Consider the following 19,148-nt stretch of genomic DNA (forward strand, 5'->3'; position numbering starts at 1 on the left):
GGATCACACCCGTTCGATTTTCGCCGGAAGCCCCTGACGTACCGAGGCACCAGAAACCCAGTCCAGCCAGGTATTGGCGACCTGACGTGTCGGATCGGCAAAGCCGAGATCGTTAATATTGATTCCTGATTTTATCTGGGTGTCAGACGCCATCAGCTCTCCATCAAGCGTATGCTGCGCCGCGCCCATTTCTCTGTGTCCGTAACCATGCTCTATCGCGATCACCCCAGGCATTACGCCATTGAGCAGACTGATCTGCGCCTGTGCCTGACCGCCAGGGGTCGTAATACGAACTACATCGCCATGGGACACCCCAAAACGCCGACCATCTACCGGATTTAGCGCTACCAGATTCACCGGTTTAAGATGATGCAGGCGAGGGATCACCGCCGACGCGCTGGACATGGTATTGGATTTAAATGAAATCAGCTTCAGCGGCCACTCCCGTTCAGGGAATAATTCATCAATGGAACGACCGTCACTGAGGCGCGCAGGATACCAGGCCGGACATCCGCTATAGCGTTCACCGGTAATCGCATGACGGTGCGCGGCAACGTCCGCATTCCAGATTTGCAGTGGTTTCTCCCACGCATTACCGACGCGGTTTTCCACCCGACCGCTCTTGTCCGGAGCAAAGCGACCACCGCGCGAATAGACAAACGCGACACGGCTTATTTCATCGGCTTTCAGCGTTTGCGTTATTACAGGGAGGATCCGCGTCACGCCAGTTAGCGAGATATCGTCAGGTGTGGCTTCAGCGACAGGCGCTTTTCCCATAAACGCAATGTTTGCGGCGACCCTGAGGTAGTAATCTTCTGCGCGGTTAAGTGGGTAGTGGTTACCTTGCGGATCGGTGATCGCGTTGTCACCAAAGCCCGGCAGCCCGATGCGTTTGGCTACTGCAATGCAGAAAGACTCCATCGACGCTGGTTGACCGTCCTCGGTTTTACTGGTCGCTGGTGCAACTACCGGCCAGCGCGCGGTTGTGGCTTTGCTGGCAACGCCTGCCCACGGTGCGCTGAATCCCCAGCTTTCGAAGTTGTGCGTATCCGGTACGATGTAATCCGCCAGTGCGGTTGTTTCGTTCATGAAGGCGTCAATTGCGATAAACAGCGGCAGACGAGCAGGATCTTTGAGTTTTTCTTCCGCTACGCCGCGCAACCCTGCCACACCGTAGAACGGGTTGGTCATGTTGGAGATCCACGCTTTCAGCGGGTAAGGGTAACCTTCAAGCGCCGAGGCGAGTAATTCGGTCAACTGACCTGCAACAAACGGATACCATGGGGCTTTGGCCGGGAAGGGCGATTGCCCGGCGGCGACTTTATTACGGTACTCTTCAGAGGATTCATAGGCGGTTTTACTGCGTGCGATGCTTAGCCCTTTTGGCTTCACCTTTCCGGCGAAACTGTCCATATTGTAGCGAGGACCATCGGTCGCACCATTGAATTTGCCTCCACCAACAAACACGCCGCCTTCCAGGCTGAGGTTGCCAATCAGCGCATTCAGCATCATCACCGCCCAGGCATTATAAAATCCGTTGCCTGCCATCATCCCGCCGTGGGTGATCACTGCGGCTTTACGCCCGTGACGGGTGAATGCGTCGGCCAGGACGCTTATTTTCGCTTCCGCCACGCCGCACTGCTGGCTGTATTGCGCCATCGAGAGTTTTTCGGCGGACTCTTTCAGACACTGGAACCCGCTTTTTACCGTTACCGTTTGTCCATCAGTCAGCGTAACCTGGCGTGTCACAAACAGTTGTGCGCGTTGGCAGTCGCTGGCGGCTACACACTCTCCAGCCTCGTTAACAACCACCGGTTCACTGGTCGCGCCTGCGTGTAAATGCGCAAGGGTTAAATGCTGTCCGGCAAGCGTTGGGATTTCATCGGTGATCACCAGATGCGTGGCATTGGTCCAGCTTTTTTCCCCGGCCTGTTGCATCGCCTGTACACCGGGAATGGTGAGGTAATCAGCGTTGTAGCGCTGGTTGTCGATTATCCAGCGGATCATCCCCATCGCCAGCGCGGAGTCGCTTCCCGGACGCACGGGTTGCCAGTGTCCGCGATCATCAGCCAACACCGTGGTTAACGGTAGGGCGGGCGCAACCACGACATACTGAAAATCGTTGCGTAAACGGGCGCTGGCAAGCTGCCGGGCCTGGCGCTTAAACGGGTTGCCGGACTGTGCCGGAGAGGTGCCCATAAACAGCGCGAATTCGACATTGTCCCAGTCAGGTTTGACGTGGGTATTCTTATCCAGATCGCCCATTAACGCGCCAGATCCAGCCCGATATGCCAGCCCACAGTAAGCGCCGTGTGCGCCGAAGTTTTTACTGCCGAAACTGTTAAGGGCAAAGCGACGTAAAAACGTATCGCGCCCCTCATCGCTGGTATTGGTGACCAGTAACTGATTTGATTTCGGACCAAAGCCGGGATGACTGGCATCAATTGGTGTATTGGGATCGTGTATTGCCCGTAGACCGTCAACATGGCCCTCACCAAACAGATCGCCACCTTCCACGACCTCTTTGATCAACTGTTCGAAGCTAATGCGCTGCCATTTACCCTCGCCACGCTTACCAACGCGCTTCATCGGCTCCAGAATGCGAAGTGGACTGTACAGGCCTTCAAGTAAAGTTGCGCCACGAGCGCAGGCGGTAGAACGTGCGTCAAGACCGCTTTCACCCGCCAGTTGTTCCATAGCGGTGGCAAAGGGTACAGAAGAATCAATGTGGTGTTCGTGAGATAACGGATGATACGGGTTGCCCGCAATACGCAGCACTTTCCCTTTTTCGCTGTCGACGCGAACGCGTACACCGCATTGAGTCCAGCAACCGAAGCATTGCGTCATTGAGATCACCTGTTGCGGATTCTGCTGCCAGCGTGACCGGGCGTTGGCTTCGGGGATTAATGCGTTGCCAATGATTCGATCGCGGGTGATTTTTCCTGAAGATCCATCAAGTAAACCGTAAATTGCACGTTTTGCCACGTCCCGGTAACTCAGCCCAAAGGTTACCATCCCTCCAACGGTGAGACCGACTTTAAGCCACTGACGACGGGTTAAATTAGCCATGTTGCATTCTCCTTGCGATCGCATTCAGGACTTCACGAACAATAATGATAAGTGCTATCCACAGGCCAAAGGTGCCGAGTATGGCAAGCCAGCCATCCGTGCCGGCAGGCAGGGAGTATGGGTTAAACTGCGCGTTAAACTTGGGTATGGTTTGGACCTGAATCAGGAGTGTCCAGCGCATCAGCCAGCACAGCGCCATTGCACTTAAAGCCAGCAAAATGCGCAGCGGAAGTGACAAAGGATGACGCAACACCAGTCCACAAAAGCACAGAGAAACAACCCACAGCACCACCCAGCCGATGGCGTAATGGCGTGCTGAAGACGCAATATCCAGCCAGTAGCGGATAGCCGAACCTGAAAGCGTATTACCGCTTACCCAGATAACCATCACCATCGCCAGCGCGATTAACGTTGCGATTTGTCCCCATGCCAGCTTGCGCAACAATGTGCCTTCACTTTTCGATGCGGCGATCAGCAGAGCTAAGAAGGTCTGTAGCGCACTCAGGAACATCGCGACCGGGAAGGCATAACTGAACCAGATGGGGCGCGCCTGAACCACCGATACTTCACGGCCGGTGTACACCAACAACCCGATTGCAGAAAGCGCGCTGCCGATGGTTAACCATTTAGTGACACTGTAACTTTTGAGCGTAAACTGTTTGATGTGTTGTGCCAGAAACCATAGCCCAAGAAACCCGGTGAACAGTGGTAAAAATAGCGCCCCCCAGGGCATCCATGACCACGGCGTTGGGTAAGCGTAGAAATGCCAGACGCGGGCGGTTTGGTGTAAATCCGCTGTAAGCGCCAGTGGGGCGGTGATCGCACAGGTCAATGCGATAAGCAGAGTGAGGTTTTCTAACTCCGGTTGCTTTTTTTTTCGCCAGTAGAGAACGCAGGCGAATAGCGCGGCGCAGGCGGCAATACCGATAAAAAGGAAGTATTGTACAGCCCACGGTAGCCAGCTTACGTCCTGTGGATGCGCCAGTACCTCTTCAATAACCAATGAGTGGGTCATTTAAACCTCCTGCCAGAGAGCGGGTTGAGCACGTCCCATCAACGGGGTAACAAAGGCTTCATCCAGTCCGAGATAGAACACGTGGGGCGAAGTGCCGCTTTCGGGTTTCAGGACTTTGATGGCGTCATGATGATCGTGCAGCATCTGCGAAATCCGACTGTGTGGATCTTTTAGATCGCCAATGATTCGCGCACCACCAACGCAGGACTCCACGCAGGCAGGGAGCAATCCGGCTTCCAGTCGGTGAACGCAAAAGGTGCACTTATCGGCGGTTTGGGTTTCATGGTTTATAAAGCGTGCATCGTAAGGACACGCCTGTACGCAGTAGGCGCAGCCTACACAGCGCGTGTTGTCGACCACCACAATGCCATCTTCACGTTGGAAGGTGGCCTGCACCGGACAAACGGGAACGCAGGGTGGATTATCACAATGGTTACACAGGCGCGGCAGCAGGACGTTGGTTACGCTTTTCTTGCCTTCAAGCTGCACCTGATACTGGTTAACGTGGGTACGAAACTCCCCCTGAGGTGTCTGGTTTTCAATAGCACAACTGACGGTGCAGGCCTGACAGCCGATACACCGCCGCAGGTCAATCAGCATGCCGTAGCGGTGCTGAAGAGAGCCTTCATGCCGTTCAGGTGAGAAAGGGAATTGTGCCTGAGCCAGGGGAACCAGTGATGCGCCAGCGGTCAGGACACCCAGTTGCTGGAGAAACTGCCGTTTACTGCTGTCCATATTTTCTCCCGTCACGATGCAACAACGAAACATTGGTCACGCCGTTGGTTTGCGTATGATGAATAAAGAATGTTGATGATTTACAGTGTAAAAATCGCGGCGGGGGAAGCACTATTGTGGTTAACCACATACCCGGCTTGTTGTTGATCTAAAACAACATAATTGACAGGGATAATTGCGTGGGATGTAAAGTCGTACGACGCCTGGCGTTGTTGGTATCCGTATGGATATTTAGCAGTGTAACCTGGGCAGATACATGGAACATTGGCATTTTGGCGATGCGTGGTGAAGTATCTACACGAAACCACTGGCAACCGCTTGAAACCCTGTTGAATCAGCAAATCCCCGGTGAGCGCTTTCATATTCAACCTCTGGATTTGCATCAAATGCAGGATGCAGTCAATCGGGGAGACGTACAATTTGTGGTGACCAATCCGGCGCAATTCGTGCAGCTAAACAGCCGCTCTGCGCTACGCTGGCTGGCCTCTTTACGTTCCACACGCGGCGGGAAAGCGACGAGTAATGTGATAGGCAGTGCGATCCTCGTCAGACGTGACAGCGGGATAACTTCCCCACACGATCTGATAGGTAAAACAGTCGGCGCGATTGATGCTCAGGCGTTTGGTGGTTATTTACTCGGGTATAAGGCGCTCAGCGATGTCGGCCTGCGCCCTGAGCGCGATCTGCGTCTGAGATTCACTGGATTTCCCGCAGATGCCTTATTGTATTTATTACGCGAAAAAGCCGTTCAGGCGGCGATCGTACCCGTCTGTTTACTGGAAAAAATGGACGAAGAAGGGTTGATCCATAAAGCGGATTTTATCGCAGTGCTCAATTATCCCACCTCCATTCCCTGCTTATCCAGCACGCCGCTCTATCCTGACTGGTCATTTGCGGCACTGCCGGTGGTGAATGATGAACTTGCCGATCGCGTCACACGGGTACTGTTTAACGCGTCGCAAGGTGCTACTTTTCGCTGGGGCGCGCCTGCGTCTACCCGTGAAGTTGAGGCATTGTTACGCGACGTTCGGCAGCATCCGCAGCAGCGGCATCTGTGGTTAGATGTCAAAAGTTGGTTTATTCAACACCGGCTGGCAATGGGGGCTGTGGTTGTCATGCTGTTGTTGCTCACGCTCAATTATATCTGGGTCATGCTGCTGGTCCGCAGGCGCGGACGAGAGCTGGAACGCAACAATGTGCTGTTGCGCAAGCAGGAACAGGCACTGGAAACAGCCCGGCAAATGAGCGTCCTTGGAGAGATGACGTCCGGATTTGCCCATGAAATCAATCAACCGCTTTCGGCCATCCGCCACTATGCGCAAGGCTGCCTGATTCGCCTGCGCGGACAAGATCAACAGCATCCACTGTTGCCCGCACTTGAACAGATTGATGTCCAGGCGCAACGGGGAGCAGACACATTGCATAATCTTCGTTTGTGGGTCAGCCAGGCGCAGGGAAACCCGGTGATGGCTGATGACTGGAAGTCGATTAACGTGCGTGACGCCATTCACCATGTATGGCAATTATTACGCATGGCGCAGCAGTTCCCGGCAGTGACGCTACAAACGAAGGCCAGTCATGCGTTAATGGTGACACTACCGTCCGTTTTGCTCGAGCAGGTGTTGGCGAATCTGGTGCTGAATGCGGCCCAGGCAGGGGCCAAAACGGTGTGGTTTACGGCTCAGGATGAGGATATGGGGATCAGCATCATGGTGCAGGATAACGGCGGAGGTATTGATGAAGCTCAGCTCTATCAGGCTTTTCAGCCCTTCATGACCACCCGCAAGGAAGGTATGGGGCTGGGACTGGCAATTTGCCAGCGACTGGTTCGTTACGCAGGCGGTGAGATTACGATTAAAAACCAGACAGCCCCTGACGGGCAGGCGGGTGTCAGGGTGACATTATCTTTTAAGCAGACACAGGAAGGAGGGCGCTGTGGCGATAATTCATCTGCTGGATGACGACGTTGCCGTCACCCAGGCCTGCGCATTTTTACTGGAAAGTTTGGGATATGACGTTCGATGCTGGGAGCAAGGCGAAACGTTCCTGGCTCAGGCCTGTCTGCATCAACCTGGCGTATTGTTGCTGGATATGCGTATGCCGGTACTGGACGGGCAAGGTGTACATGAGGAGATGCTGAGACGCGGAAGTACGCTGGCAGTTGTGTTTCTCACCGGGCATGGAGACGTACCAATGGCGGTTGAGCAAATGAAGCGCGGAGCGGTCGATTTTTTGCAAAAGCCGGTTTCAGCCGAACCGCTGCAGGCCGCGCTGGAGCGCGCACTGGAGGTATCCGCAGCGGCTTGCTCGCGACAAGAGATCGTCAACTGCTATCAACAACTCACTCCCAAGGAACGTGAACTGGCGACGCTGGTGGCGACAGGGTTGATGAACCGGGAAATCGCTGACGCCATGAACATCGCCGTGCGTACGGTTGAGGTCCACCGGGCAAGGGTGATGGAAAAAATGCAGGCCGGGAGCCTTGCAGAGCTGGTTAACCGACTGCAACGGGTGCTGTAGATTTATGACATTTCATTGATTTTCATTGATTTTTGTCTAACGGGGTAGAGTGATATATGCTGTTGGTTTGAGTCAATGACGAGCAGGCAAATATGGGAAATCAGACTAAAGACGACGAGCTGTACCGTGAGATGTGCAGAGTAGTCGGGAAAGTAGTGCTGGAAATGCGCGATCTGGGGCAAGAGCCTAAGCATATCGTCATTGCTGGGGTGCTGAGAACGACTCTCGCCAATCAGCGTGTAAAGCGCAGTGAGTTAGAGAGACAGGCCATTGAGACCGTGATTAAAGCACTGGCGGGTTAATGCAGAAAAGAGGGCGGCGGAAATATTCTGCCGCCCTCTTATTTTAATCACAATAATCTTCCAGTTAATATAATTTAGCTTTGTCACTAATGTTGTCAATGTCGTTATATATTTAATTACATATCGAATTGTATATTGCACTGTATTTTGAAGCATAGTCACAAATATTTGTTGCGCATATAAAATACTATTTCAAATTTCCTTAATGATAATAAATATCACTCCACATTAATTATTTTTCTTCCGTTTTTTAATTGATAACGATCAAAGTTATAGGGGGAGAATAACCACATTATTCATATGCCTAACCCTAAAGGATTAGATTCATTCAGTTTAACCGCCGTCATTTATGCGATCAGGTTAGGGCAAATAATCACGTGTTGTTGGCAACATGAGTGGCCCGAAATGGCCTGACCTGCGCTCATTAATATTAGCCTGGAAGTGTTGCTGCTACAGCGTTTGCGAAGAGGATGCGAAATAAATGAACCAGGTTGATCGTCCATTTTTAGATTGTGGTTTAACGCGGCTTGAATTTCTGCGCATATCCGGGAAGGGGCTGGCGGGATTAACCATTGCACCCGCGCTGCTATCGCTTTTTGGCTGTAAACAGGAAGATGTGGATAGCGGCACTGTGGGGCTCATCAACACCCCAAAAGGGGTGCTGGTGACTCAGCGAGCTCGTTGCACCGGATGCCACCGCTGCGAAATTTCTTGTACAAATTATAACGATGGCGCTGTGGGTACCTTCTTTTCCCGCATTAAAATTCATCGAAACTTCTTTTTTGGCGACGATGGCGTAGGCTCCGGTGGTGGCTTGTATGGCGATTTAAACTATACCGCCGACACCTGTCGTCAGTGTAAAGACCCGCAATGTATGAAAGTCTGCCCGATTGGCGCAATTACCTGGAAACAGGAAGATGGCTGTATTGCGGTAGATCATAAACGCTGTATTGGTTGTAGCGCCTGTACCACGGCTTGCCCATGGATGATGGCAACCGTAAATACCGAAACGAAGAAATCCTCAAAATGCGTTTTGTGTGGGGAATGCGCCAATGCTTGTCCGACTGGAGCATTAAAAATTATCGAGTGGAAAGATATTACTGTTTGATTGATAGCAGGGATGTCTGATACGCGTCACTAATTGCCAAAAATATCGCAGTTTTGAATGAAAAAGCTGCCTGCAAAGTGACGGGTATATCTATCGAACCTTCTTGCAAAGGAATATATGATGGCTAATGGTTGGACGGGTAATATTTTACGGGTCAATCTCACTACGGGTAATATCACCGTTGAAGATTCCAGTAAATTTAAAAAATTTGTCGGTGGGATGGGCTTTGGTTATAAAATCATGTACGACGAGGTCCCGCCAGGTACCAAACCTTTTGATGAAGGTAATAAACTGGTTTTTGCCACCGGACCACTAACTGGTTCTGGTGCGCCTTGTAGTTCCCGCGTCAATATCACCTCCTTATCGACCTTCACAAAAGGTAATTTAGTGGTTGATGCCCATATGGGCGGATTCTTCGCTGCGCAAATGAAATTTGCCGGCTATGACGCCATTATTATTGAAGGAAAGTCGCCATCACCTGTCTGGATCAATATTAAAGATGACAAGGTGAGCATCGAAAAAGCCGATTTTCTGTGGGGCAAGGGCACGCGTGCAACGACCGAAGAAATCTGTCGCGTAACCAGCCCGGAAACCTGCGTCACCGCTATCGGCCAGGCAGGTGAGAACCTGGTTCCGCTCTCCTGCATGATCAACAGCCGTAACCATAGTGGTGGTGCCGGAACTGGTGCAGTGATGGGGTCGAAGAACCTGAAGGCTATTGCGGTCGAAGGGACAAAAGGGGTCAACATTGCCGATCGCAAAGAGATGAAGCGGCTGAATGACTATATGATGACCGAGCTTATTGGTGCTAACAATAACCACGTTGTGCCGAGTACCCCGCAGGCATGGGCAGAATACTCCTCACCAAACTCACGCTGGACGGCGCGTAAAGGACTGTTCTGGGGCGCAGCGGAAGGTGGACCTATCGAAACGGGTGACATTCCCCCTGGCAACCAGAATACCGTTGGCTTCCGTACCTATAAATCCGTATTCGATCTCGGCCCTGCGGCTGAAAAATACACGGTCAAAATGAGCGGGTGCCATTCATGCCCAATTCGCTGTATGTCTCAGCTCAATGTCCCGCGAGTTAAAGACTTTGGCGTACCGAGTACCGGCGGTAACACCTGTGTGGCGAACTTTGTGCACACCACCATTTTCCCGAACGGCCCTAAAGATTTTGACGATAAAGACGATGGACGTGTGGTGGGGAATCTGATTGGCCTGAACCTGTTTGACGATTACGGCATTTGGTGTAACTACGGACAACTGCATCGCGACTTTACGTACTGCTACTCCAAAGGCGTCTTTAAGCGCGTACTCCCGGCTGAAGAGTATGCGGAGATCCGCTGGGATCAGCTGGAAGCGGGCGATCCTAACTTTATTAAAGATTTCTACTACCGCCTGGCGCATCGCGTCGGTGAACTCAGCCACCTCGCAGATGGCTCTTACGCCATTGCTGAACGCTGGAATTTGGGTGAAGAGTACTGGGGATATGCCAAAAACAAACTGTGGTCGCCGTTTGGCTTTCCTGTTCACCATGCCAACGAAGCCTCGGCACAGGTGGGGGCGATTACCAACTGTATGTTTAACCGCGACTGTATGGCGCACACCCATATCAACTTCATTGGTTCTGGTTTGCCACTGAAATTACAACGGGAAGTGGCGGGCGAACTGTTCGGTTCGCAAGATGCCTACGACGAAACCAAAAACTACACCCCCATCAATGCGGCCAAAATCAAATATGCCAAATGGACGCTGCTTAAGGTCTGCTTGCATAACGCCGTGACGCTGTGCAACTGGGTCTGGCCAATGACGGTTTCACCTCTGAAAAGTCGAAACTATCGTGGGGATCTGGATCTGGAGGCGAAGTTCTTCCAGGCCGTAACTGGTGATGAAACGACGCAGGCGAGTCTGGATTTAGCTGCGGAGCGTATCTTTACCCTGCATCGTGCTTATACGGTAAAACTGATGCAAACCAAAGATATGCGCAATGAACACGATCTCATCTGCTCCTGGGTATTCGATAAAGATCCTAAGATTCCGGTCTTCACAGAAGGGACGGACAAGATGGACAGAGAGGATATGCGCCAGTCACTTACGATGTTCTATCAGGAAATGGGCTGGGATCCGGAACTGGGATGCCCAACTCGCGAAACCCTGAATCGACTCGGTCTTGAAGATGTGGCAGCCGATCTGGCTGCGCAGGATCTGCTGCCGGCGTAAGGAACGTGAGATGACTAACGTGAGCAACGTTCTGGTGCCTGTTGAGGAAGCGTCTGGTGCGCTTCCTGACGAGGTCGACAGCCAAAAGAGACAATGGCTGCATGCGTTACATCAGCCTGTAGAACACAGGAATGCGCCGCAGATCCAAGAGCCCGCTACCCCGGAGTCAATTGTGGCGGATTTTATTCGCCAGCACTCCGCAGCGGGTCAACTGGTGGCTCGCAATCTCTTTTTGCTGCCGCCTTACTCGGTTCCAGAAACCGACCTGGCGGCGCTCCTGGACACGATGCGTCAGCATGAGTCCGGGGCGGATATTGCCAGTGTGCAGGGGGCTGAAGATACGTATTTCTACTCGACGCAAACCATGGCAGAAAACTACGCCAGCATGTGTGTGCAGGTGGTTGAAAACGATATCTGCCGCGCGATCGCTGAAGCGGTACGTTTTGACTGTCGAACGTATCCTCGCCCTTATAAGGTCGCGATGCTGGAACAGCCACCTTATCACTTCGAGCCTCAGCAGGTCGCCGCAGCGCTCACGGCAATGGAAACGCATCCTGATTACGCAGACATACGCACTGTGGAATCGTCGAATGCGGAACCTTACCTGTTCAGCGAGCGCTTTATGAGTTACGGCAAAGCGTACGGCTTGTGCGAATGGCTTGAAGTTGAGCAGTATCAGAACCCCTGAATTCTTCAGGTTGATGTCATGGAATGTGTGGACGATCACTGTCACAGTATTAGAGGATAACCCGATGTCCTTCACCCGACGAAAATTTGTCATTGGCATGGGGACGGTGATTTTTTTCACCGGCCCAGGTCAAAACCTGTTAGCGAGTACCAAGGCAACCAAAGATGTTCGTTACGTTATGATCCATGATGAATCATTGTGCAACGGATGTAATATTTGCGCTCGTGCGTGCAGGAAAACGAATCATGTTCCCGCTCAGGGGAGCCGTTTATCGATAGCCCATATTCCGGTATCGGATAACGACAACGAAACGCTGTATCACTACTTCCGCCAGTCCTGTCAGCACTGTGACGATGCGCCGTGCATTGAGGTATGTCCGACCGGGGCTTCCTGGCGTGATGAGAATGGGATTGTGCGTGTAGACGCTTCTCGCTGCATTGGATGTAGCTACTGTATTGGTGCGTGTCCGTACCAGGTGCGTTATCTCAACCCGCAGACCAAAGTGGCGGATAAATGCGACTTCTGCGCCGAATCTCGTCTGGCGAAAGGTTTCCCTCCGATCTGTGTTAACTCTTGTCCGGAGCATGCGCTGATCTTTGGTCGCGAAGACAGTCCGGAAATTCAGACATGGTTACGGGAAAACAAGTATTACGAATATCAACTTTCAGGCGCCGGGAAACCCCATCTGTATCGTCGGTTCGGTCAACATTTGATTAAGAAGGAAAATGTATGAACGCGTCGCAGAATGCTGAGCAGTTTCACGCACAACTAGCGCAGTATGTCCCCATGTTTTCGCCGGACTACTGGCCTGTCTGGTTGGTGATCGCGGGATTAATGCTGGTGGGGATGTGGCTGGTACTTGCGCTACACGCCATGCTGCGCTTCCGTTCAGCCAATAAAGCATCAGCCGGGCATGGCGAAAAGGTGTATTTATACTCGAAGGCCGTCAGGTTGTGGCACTGGTCGAATGCGCTGTTATTTCTGCTGCTGCTTGTCAGCGGTCTGGTGAACCATTTCTCTGCGGTCAGCGCATCGGTGATGAAAAGCTTACTGACCGTACATGAAGTTTGCGGCTTTTTGCTGCTCGCCTGCTGGATTGGTTTTGTGCTGATCAACCTGATAGGGGGGAACGGACATCATTATATTATCAAACGTCAGGGCTGGGTCGGAAGGGCGCTAAGACAGACGCGGTTTTATCTGTTTGGCATTATGCAAGGTGAGTCACACCCGTTTCCTGCATCTACGCGTTCAAAATTCAATCCATTACAACAGGCTGCTTATGTCGGCGTGATGTATGGCTTGTTGCCGCTGTTGCTGATATCGGGTCTGTTATCGCTCTACCCACAGGTGGTGGGCGATGTATTCCCTGGCGTGCGTTACTGGTTGCTACAGGCACACTTTGCCCTGGCGATTGTCAGTCTGTTTTTTATTTTTGGGCATCTTTATCTCTGTACCACGGGGCGCACACCGGGCGAAACCTTCAAATGTATGGTCGATGGCTATCACCGGCATTAAGAGATGATGATTACTCGCAGTGACTTACGGGCCTGGCGCGTTGGGTCCGTAATGTATCGTTGGTTTTTACGCGCTTTTCCTGAGGGGGGGAGCTATGCAGATGTGCATCGCGCTCTCCTGCGGGAGGGGTATATTGATTGGGCAAACAGCCTTGTGGAGTACGCCTGGTCAAAATGGCTGGGTGAGGAGAGTTTTGTTCAACAGGATATTTGCGCCATGGAGAGTATTGCTGGTGCGCAAACAGCAGGTGAAAACGGCAGGCAACTGGCGAGTGCCGTGGATAGCACCAACTTTAGCTGTGCGGGCGATAACGTCAAAATCGCCAGTGCCGGATATGCCGCGCAGATTGCCAGTGCCGGACACAGCGCACGTATTGGCAGCGTCGGATATAACGCGCACATCGGTAGCTCCGGGGATCGTGCCAGGGTAGCAATCGCGGGAAATTCCTCACGTATCAGCAGTGTCGGTGATGGCACGCGCATCGCAAGTACTGGCATGCGTGTACGTATCAGTTCTCTGGGTGACAGAAGTCGTATTGCCAGTAGCGGCGATTTGACGCAGATCGCCAGTTTTGGCGCAGAGTCGAAAATAGTAAATTGCGCTGACAACATCCATATTAATGCCTGCGGCGAAAATGCTGTTATTGCCAGCACCGGTGTTGTCGATTCGATCATTCTCGGCCCTGGCGGATGCGCGGCGTTAGCCTATCATGACGGCGAAAGAATGCGCTTTGCGGTTGCCATTGAGGGGGAAAACAATATCCGGGCGGGCGTGAAATACAGGCTCAACGAAGATCACCAGTTTGTAGCTTGTTGAGCCGTAGGATTATCTCAAGGCAAACCGACGCCGGGTAATTTTCTCCAGCCCAAAACACAACAGATAATAGACCAGCCCGGTGAAGATAAAAATCGCTGCCGGGTAAATTTGCACCCGACTGTTAACCTGACCGGCTACCGTTGTCAGTTCAGGAACGTTAACGATAAACGCCAGCGACGTATCCTTCAGCAAGCCAATAAATATCCCTGTTAGTGAAGGCAGAATGTTCCGCAGCACCTGCGGCAACATGATGAGCCATAATGCCTGAAACGGGCGAAAACCCTGAACCACCGCTGCATCATATTGCCCTGCAGGGAGTGCATTTATCCCGGCATAAACTGAGTGCATCACTGAGGCTGCGGTAAACCAGGCCAGAGCCAGCGTGACGGTAACAGCACCAGGAAGATCGCTTCCGCTCAGCATTGGTAGCAGATACCACATCCAGAAGATCACAAAGATCAACGGAATACCGCGAATGAACTCCGCCCAGATAAACAATCCTTTGCGAACCACTCCCGGAAAACGCCAGGCACAGCAGGCCAGTATTATCCCCGCAGGAAGGGCCAGAATTGCCGCGCCAATTGCCATCAGTAGTGTAAGCAGAACGCCACCCGGTTGACCGTCCGCTATGCGTCCCCACAGGAGATAGTCCAGATTGTCGGTAATGACCGAAATATTAGCGATCATGCTGTGGACTCCTGAGACTGAATACGCGCGTTTTTCTGGCAAATGCCCTGGCTGACACAGGGGCCGGGCCAAGACGCGTTAACAACATACCCAACGCAATGCCGGTCAGCAGATAGAGCGCGGTACCGACGGCAAATGCTTCCAGCGCGTGCGCGTTATAGCTTTCAACTTGTCGCACCTGGTAGGTCAGCTCGGCAAAACCGATACCACTGGCTAGCGAAGAGAGCTTCATCAGGTTGAGATATTGCCCAACGATCGGTTGCCAGGCGTTCACCAGCCCCTGAGGAAGCAATATGTGACGCAAAGTGGCCCATGATGAAAAGCCCTGCGCAATGGCGGCCTCTCGCTGCCCGTCAGACACGGCCTGTAAACCTGATGCGATTTCCTCAACCAGAAAGGCAGAAGTAAAGACCCCCAGGCCCCAGGCAGAGCAGATAAATTCGGGTGTTAGCCACCAGACGTCTCCTGGCAGAATGGACCAGCCATGCTCTGCATTGACGAACGTAATAACCCCCCTGGGTAGCAGATTCCATGCGGCGAAATACCAGAACATCAGTTGCACAAGTAACGGTGTATTGCGAAAAACTGAAACCCATACGTTAACCACACCGATGCCAAAGCGGTTGCCCGTAAGACGCAGGCTGAGCAACAAAATAGCCAGCAGTGTGGCGAGTACAATACCTGCCACTGTGACCCATAGCGTGGTTAGAAAACCTGAAATTATCCATTGCAGAGGTTGCCCGCTCAGCACTCCCTGCCAGTCCATTGCATGCATTATAACGGTGACTCCTGGTGTAACGGGTCGAGCACTTTTTTCAGGAAACGCTGGGTTCTGGGGTGCTGTGGACGGGTGAAAAAATCTTCTGGCGGTGCCACTTCCAGAATATCGCCGCCATCAATAAATACCACCCGGTCAGCAATCTCTCTGGCGAAATGCATTTCATGGGTAACGACGATCATGGTGATACCGCTGTGTGCTAGATTTTTCATCACCTGTAATACTTCTCCGATCATCTCAGGATCCAGCGCAGAGGTGGGTTCATCAAAAAGGATAATTTGTGGTGAGGAGGCCAGAGCGCGGGCGATAGCAACACGTTGCTGCTGCCCGCCGGAAAGCTGGGCGGCATACGCATCAGCTTTCTCTCTCAGCCCGACCTGATCCAGCAGTTCAAGCGCGCGGTGTTCTGCGTCCGCTTTGTTCCATCCGTGAACATATTCCAGTGCCAGCGTGATGTTTTGCTGTGCCGTCAGATGGGTATACAGATTGAATTGCTGGAACACGAAACCAATACGACTGCGTAACTGACGTAATGCCGCACCGCGAAGCTGACCAATCGGTTTACTATCAATGTATATATCGCCGCCGCTCAGTGACTCAAGCTGATTAATCAGGCGAATCAGCGTGGATTTGCCTGATCCTGAGGGGCCAAGGATGGTGACCACTTCACCGGGCTCAACGGACAGACTGACACCGTTCAAAACGGTGTGCGCGTCATATTGTTTAACGACATTGCGCAGTTCAACGCGAGCCTGGCGCAAATGTGTAAAATCCGCAGCGGGAGCTGCGGAACGAGGAAACAGACCTGAGAGCATATTACTTCGCTTCTATTTTAAAGGCGCGCGGCTGTGGGTTTTTGGTTTCAGGGCCAAACCAGACGTCATAGATTTTGGCTGCCTGACCGTCAGATTCGAGTTTAAGTAGCTCATCATTTACCGCTTTTAACAGCGCTGATTCGCCTTTTTTCACCCCAACGCCGATCTCTTCTTTGCTCAGCAGGTCGGGCAGGATTTTGAAATCCGCTTTATCCGGCGCGCCGCTCAATAAACCCGCCAGAATAGTGCTGTCCTGCGTGATTGCCTGGACATTACCGTTACGCAGTGCAGTTAATGCCAGCGGAATATCGTCATAGGCCAGCACCCGCGACTGCGGGAATCGCTGATGCAACGCCTGCTCTCCCGTGGTGCCTTTCACCGCACCAATTCTGGCACGACTGTAATCATCAAGTTTGTCCGGAGACTTTGCCGGAACGAGAAATTGCTGGCCGGTGACAAAGTAGGGGACGGAGAAATCGATAACCTGTGCCCGTTCAGGGGTAATCGTGATATCCGCCACGATTAAATCCGCCTTCCCGGATTGCAATAGCGGGATACGGTTTGCCGGATTGGTCGCTACCAGTTCAAGTTTAACGCCGAGGGATTTGGCCAGCGCTTCGGCAAAATCAACGTCGTATCCGACAATTTTGTGACTTTTCGCATCGACTGAGCCAAACGGCGGGTTAGCGTCGAATGTCGCGACTTTTACCACACCTGCGGCTTTAATATCTGCCAACTGGTCGGCCTGAGCCTGCGTGGCGGTAACACCCGATGCCAGCAGTACGCTGAGAGCCAGCAGAGTTTTTTTAGCGCTGTGAATTTTCGTTGCCATCATTTTATGAAATCCCAGTAGTTATTGGTTTGTGCTTTTTACGCTCCCATAACTTAGGGTTGTCACCAAATATGAAAAAATTCTTATCTATATACAAAAAGATATTAGTGACGGAGGTGTTAATAACGGGTAAATGCAATGAGCGAATGGAATGCAAAATTGTGCAAAACCTTGGCAATAATTCGCATTTCATTTTTAGGCGAGAGTGCGCTGGAATAAAACGCATCCGACATACAGAGGAGGCGGAGAAGATGAAAGGGCTGAAACAGCTTTGGCTGAACGTAATAAAACGGCGTCCACTGACCCCACAATATGGTGCAGAGTCTAATCTTCAGCGTGTTGTGGAGTCTGTTCTTCCTGTCGCCAGCCTGTATGGGGTGGATATCGCCAATATTGATCCGGAGTGGTTCCGTGATAAAACAACACGCTGAACTTCGCCTGACGCGCGAGATGTACTGGAATGAGGTGTGCAACGTCGCTACCGGATGGCAATTCAGATCGTAACAGCACACTGCAGTATTCGCGCAACGGGTTGAAACATTATGCCATTTGATTTGGCGCGGGCAGGATGAACCGAATATAAAAAAACCGGCATTACGCCGGTTCAGAGATTAGATCTTGCAGGCGTCGCCGCAGTCATTATCAGCAATAATTTCCTGCGCTTTTTTGTCAGCATCTTCCAGACGTTCAGCATTACGCTCTTGCGCTTCTTCCAGTCCATCAAAGACCAGATTATCGAGATCAATTTCCATCATTCACCTGTTCAGGTTCGGCGTTAAACATCTCCCTATTATATTGCAAATATGTTGCTTAACAGCAGCGATTCTTGCGTTTTTTCAGTTCAGATGCCGCTTAACGGTGCGCTGTGTCTTCTCTCATTAGTGGAAATCATACGATTTTATTTAACAAATATGTGACAAAATCACTATACATATAACTTAATATCTTTTATACATTAATCGTTCACCCCTGCGACTATTCCACAAAAGAGAAAGATATATGGAACAGACACCTGATAAGAAAAACGATAGTTTTCATAAAGATGGCAAAGAACAGTTCAACCGGTCGATCGGACTTATCTCTAACTTTGCGTTGGGTTTTACCTACCTGTCGCCACTTACTGCTGTTTATTCTCTGTTTGCTCTGGCAGTGACTCTGGCTGGGCCACCCGCGGTATGGTGGATTTTGATCGTCGCGTGCGGGCAGCTTCTGGTGGCATTGGTATTTGGTGAAGTGGCATCCCAGTATCCTATTACCGGTGGACTGTATCCCTGGGCCAGAAGGTTATGGGGGAAAAAGTATGCATGGATCGCGGCGTGGATTTACCTTTGGGCGTTGGTTGTCACCATAACGTCAATCGCTGAATACACTTCGACTTTTGTAGAGTCTCTGTTCCACTATGGTCAAACGCCCGCCACTATGCTGCTGACATCTGTCGTGCTGCTGTTTTTGATGATGGCGGTGAATATGTCAGGGACGAAGAATCTTGCCCGCGTCGCCAAAATTGGTTTCTGGTGTGAAATTGTCAGCGTTATTGCGCTGGGAATATATCTGCTGATCTTTCATCGCTCACAACCGTTCTCGGTCATCTTTGATTCGATGGGCGTACTTGCTCAGGACGGAAGTTATTCCAACGCATTTATGTCAGCCGCGCTGATGGGCTTGTTTATGTTCTTTGGCTTCGAGGCATGCGGTAACGTCGCGGAGGAGGTGAAGAACCCAAGCAAAAAAATCCCGGTAGCTATGATTTTGAGCATCGTGTTTGGCGCGATCTCCGCCATCATCTCTGTGATGGGCTATCTGCTTGCTTCACCAAACCTGGTCAGCATTGTTAACGGTAAAACGGCCGATCCGATCCCGGCTATCCTTAATGAGGCTCTGGGGGAAACGGGCGCAACAATCTTTATTGTCGTGGCGATTATAGCCATGTTGTCGTGCATTCTGTCCCTTCAGGCTGCGCTGAGCCGCCTCATCTTTTCCTTCTCCCGTGACAAAATGCTACCGGGAAGCGAGTGGATGGCAAAAATTTCCAAAAATGGCGTACC

General features: G+C 51.7%; 19 protein-coding genes. 11 read left to right on the top strand and 8 right to left on the bottom strand.

Going from position 1 to position 19,148, the window contains the following annotated elements; all coding sequences use genetic code 11:
- Positions 1 to 3 precede the first annotated feature (3 nt).
- From ttrA to ttrB, 3 genes are read right to left on the bottom strand one after another with little or no spacing between them, the layout of a single operon-like run.
- Positions 4 to 3,069 (bottom strand): tetrathionate reductase subunit TtrA, encoded by a 3,066-nt coding sequence (gene ttrA, locus AACS05_RS10105; protein ID WP_045442241.1) that lies wholly within the window; start codon positions 3,067 to 3,069, stop codon positions 4 to 6.
- On the bottom strand, positions 3,062 to 4,084 hold the full coding sequence (ttrC, locus tag AACS05_RS10110) for a tetrathionate reductase subunit TtrC (RefSeq protein WP_045442245.1): 1,023 nt from the start codon (positions 4,082 to 4,084) through the stop codon (positions 3,062 to 3,064). The genes ttrA and ttrC overlap by 8 nt, the downstream gene beginning before the upstream one ends.
- Positions 4,085 to 4,819 carry a tetrathionate reductase subunit TtrB gene (gene ttrB, locus AACS05_RS10115; protein ID WP_045442248.1) on the bottom strand — a complete coding sequence of 245 codons (735 nt, stop codon included), beginning with the start codon at positions 4,817 to 4,819 and terminating at the stop codon, positions 4,085 to 4,087.
- A gap of 179 nt (positions 4,820 to 4,998) precedes the next feature.
- Here ttrB and ttrS point away from each other — a divergent pair, with 179 nt between their 5' ends.
- From ttrS to ydhT, 9 genes are all read left to right on the top strand, one after another.
- Positions 4,999 to 6,780 (top strand): tetrathionate respiration histidine kinase TtrS, encoded by a 1,782-nt coding sequence (ttrS, locus tag AACS05_RS10120; RefSeq protein ID WP_045442260.1) that lies wholly within the window; start codon positions 4,999 to 5,001, stop codon positions 6,778 to 6,780.
- Positions 6,755 to 7,339: a tetrathionate respiration response regulator TtrR gene (gene ttrR / locus AACS05_RS10125; protein ID WP_045442269.1), complete on the top strand. Its 585-nt coding sequence runs from the start codon at positions 6,755 to 6,757 to the stop codon at positions 7,337 to 7,339. The genes ttrS and ttrR overlap by 26 nt, the downstream gene beginning before the upstream one ends.
- A gap of 92 nt (positions 7,340 to 7,431) precedes the next feature.
- The gene (fumD, locus tag AACS05_RS10130; RefSeq protein ID WP_045442274.1) at positions 7,432 to 7,641 is read left to right on the top strand and encodes a fumarate hydratase FumD; all 210 of its coding nucleotides are present in this window, start codon (positions 7,432 to 7,434) and stop codon (positions 7,639 to 7,641) included.
- Between the two features lie 481 nt (positions 7,642 to 8,122).
- The gene (locus AACS05_RS10135; protein WP_003029338.1) at positions 8,123 to 8,749 is read left to right on the top strand and encodes a ferredoxin-like protein; all 627 of its coding nucleotides are present in this window, start codon (positions 8,123 to 8,125) and stop codon (positions 8,747 to 8,749) included.
- A gap of 120 nt (positions 8,750 to 8,869) precedes the next feature.
- A complete protein-coding gene (locus AACS05_RS10140) occupies positions 8,870 to 10,972 on the top strand; it encodes an aldehyde ferredoxin oxidoreductase (RefSeq protein ID WP_045442277.1) in 2,103 nt (700 codons plus the stop codon).
- 10 nt (positions 10,973 to 10,982) lie between these two features.
- The gene (locus tag AACS05_RS10145; protein ID WP_045442279.1) at positions 10,983 to 11,660 is read left to right on the top strand and encodes a YdhW family putative oxidoreductase system protein; all 678 of its coding nucleotides are present in this window, start codon (positions 10,983 to 10,985) and stop codon (positions 11,658 to 11,660) included.
- 64 nt (positions 11,661 to 11,724) lie between these two features.
- Positions 11,725 to 12,393, top strand: coding sequence for a 4Fe-4S dicluster domain-containing protein (locus AACS05_RS10150; protein ID WP_045442282.1), 669 nt, complete (start codon positions 11,725 to 11,727; stop codon positions 12,391 to 12,393).
- Positions 12,390 to 13,175 (top strand): thiosulfate reductase cytochrome B subunit, encoded by a 786-nt coding sequence (gene phsC / locus AACS05_RS10155; RefSeq protein ID WP_045442284.1) that lies wholly within the window; start codon positions 12,390 to 12,392, stop codon positions 13,173 to 13,175. Before AACS05_RS10150 ends, phsC begins: the two co-directional genes overlap by 4 nt.
- Before the next feature lie 3 nt (positions 13,176 to 13,178).
- Positions 13,179 to 13,991 carry a protein YdhT gene (gene ydhT, locus AACS05_RS10160; RefSeq protein ID WP_045442287.1) on the top strand — a complete coding sequence of 271 codons (813 nt, stop codon included), beginning with the start codon at positions 13,179 to 13,181 and terminating at the stop codon, positions 13,989 to 13,991.
- Between the two features lie 9 nt (positions 13,992 to 14,000).
- Here ydhT and AACS05_RS10165 read toward each other — a convergent pair whose 3' ends face one another.
- From AACS05_RS10165 to AACS05_RS10180, 4 genes are read right to left on the bottom strand one after another with little or no spacing between them, the layout of a single operon-like run.
- Positions 14,001 to 14,678 carry an amino acid ABC transporter permease gene (locus AACS05_RS10165; protein ID WP_045442290.1) on the bottom strand — a complete coding sequence of 226 codons (678 nt, stop codon included), beginning with the start codon at positions 14,676 to 14,678 and terminating at the stop codon, positions 14,001 to 14,003.
- Entirely contained in the window at positions 14,668 to 15,453 is a 786-nt protein-coding gene (locus tag AACS05_RS10170; protein WP_045442293.1) for an amino acid ABC transporter permease, read from the bottom strand. Before AACS05_RS10170 ends, AACS05_RS10165 begins: the two co-directional genes overlap by 11 nt.
- Complete coding sequence (locus AACS05_RS10175) at positions 15,453 to 16,271, bottom strand: amino acid ABC transporter ATP-binding protein (protein WP_045442296.1); 819 nt, start codon at positions 16,269 to 16,271, stop codon at positions 15,453 to 15,455. The genes AACS05_RS10170 and AACS05_RS10175 overlap by 1 nt, the downstream gene beginning before the upstream one ends.
- Position 16,272: 1 nt before the next feature.
- A complete protein-coding gene (locus AACS05_RS10180; protein WP_045442299.1) occupies positions 16,273 to 17,106 on the bottom strand; it encodes an ABC transporter substrate-binding protein in 834 nt (277 codons plus the stop codon).
- Positions 17,107 to 17,354: 248 nt separating this feature from the next.
- On the opposite strand from AACS05_RS10180, the gene AACS05_RS10185 reads away from it, so the two are divergent.
- On the top strand, positions 17,355 to 17,534 hold the full coding sequence (locus AACS05_RS10185; RefSeq protein WP_045442302.1) for a hypothetical protein: 180 nt from the start codon (positions 17,355 to 17,357) through the stop codon (positions 17,532 to 17,534).
- Positions 17,535 to 17,714: 180 nt separating this feature from the next.
- Here the strand turns inward: AACS05_RS10185 and AACS05_RS10190 are convergent, their stop codons facing one another.
- Positions 17,715 to 17,855 carry a hypothetical protein gene (locus AACS05_RS10190; RefSeq protein ID WP_003832695.1) on the bottom strand — a complete coding sequence of 47 codons (141 nt, stop codon included), beginning with the start codon at positions 17,853 to 17,855 and terminating at the stop codon, positions 17,715 to 17,717.
- Positions 17,856 to 18,102: 247 nt separating this feature from the next.
- Between AACS05_RS10190 and AACS05_RS10195 the strand changes: the two genes are divergently transcribed.
- A partial coding sequence (locus tag AACS05_RS10195) for an APC family permease (protein WP_045442306.1) occupies positions 18,103 to 19,148 on the top strand: 1,046 nt, incomplete at its 3' end.

This window comes from Citrobacter sp. S-77 (assembly GCF_963864895.1).
In the GTDB taxonomy this organism is placed as follows: Bacteria; Pseudomonadota; Gammaproteobacteria; order Enterobacterales; family Enterobacteriaceae; genus Citrobacter; species Citrobacter murliniae.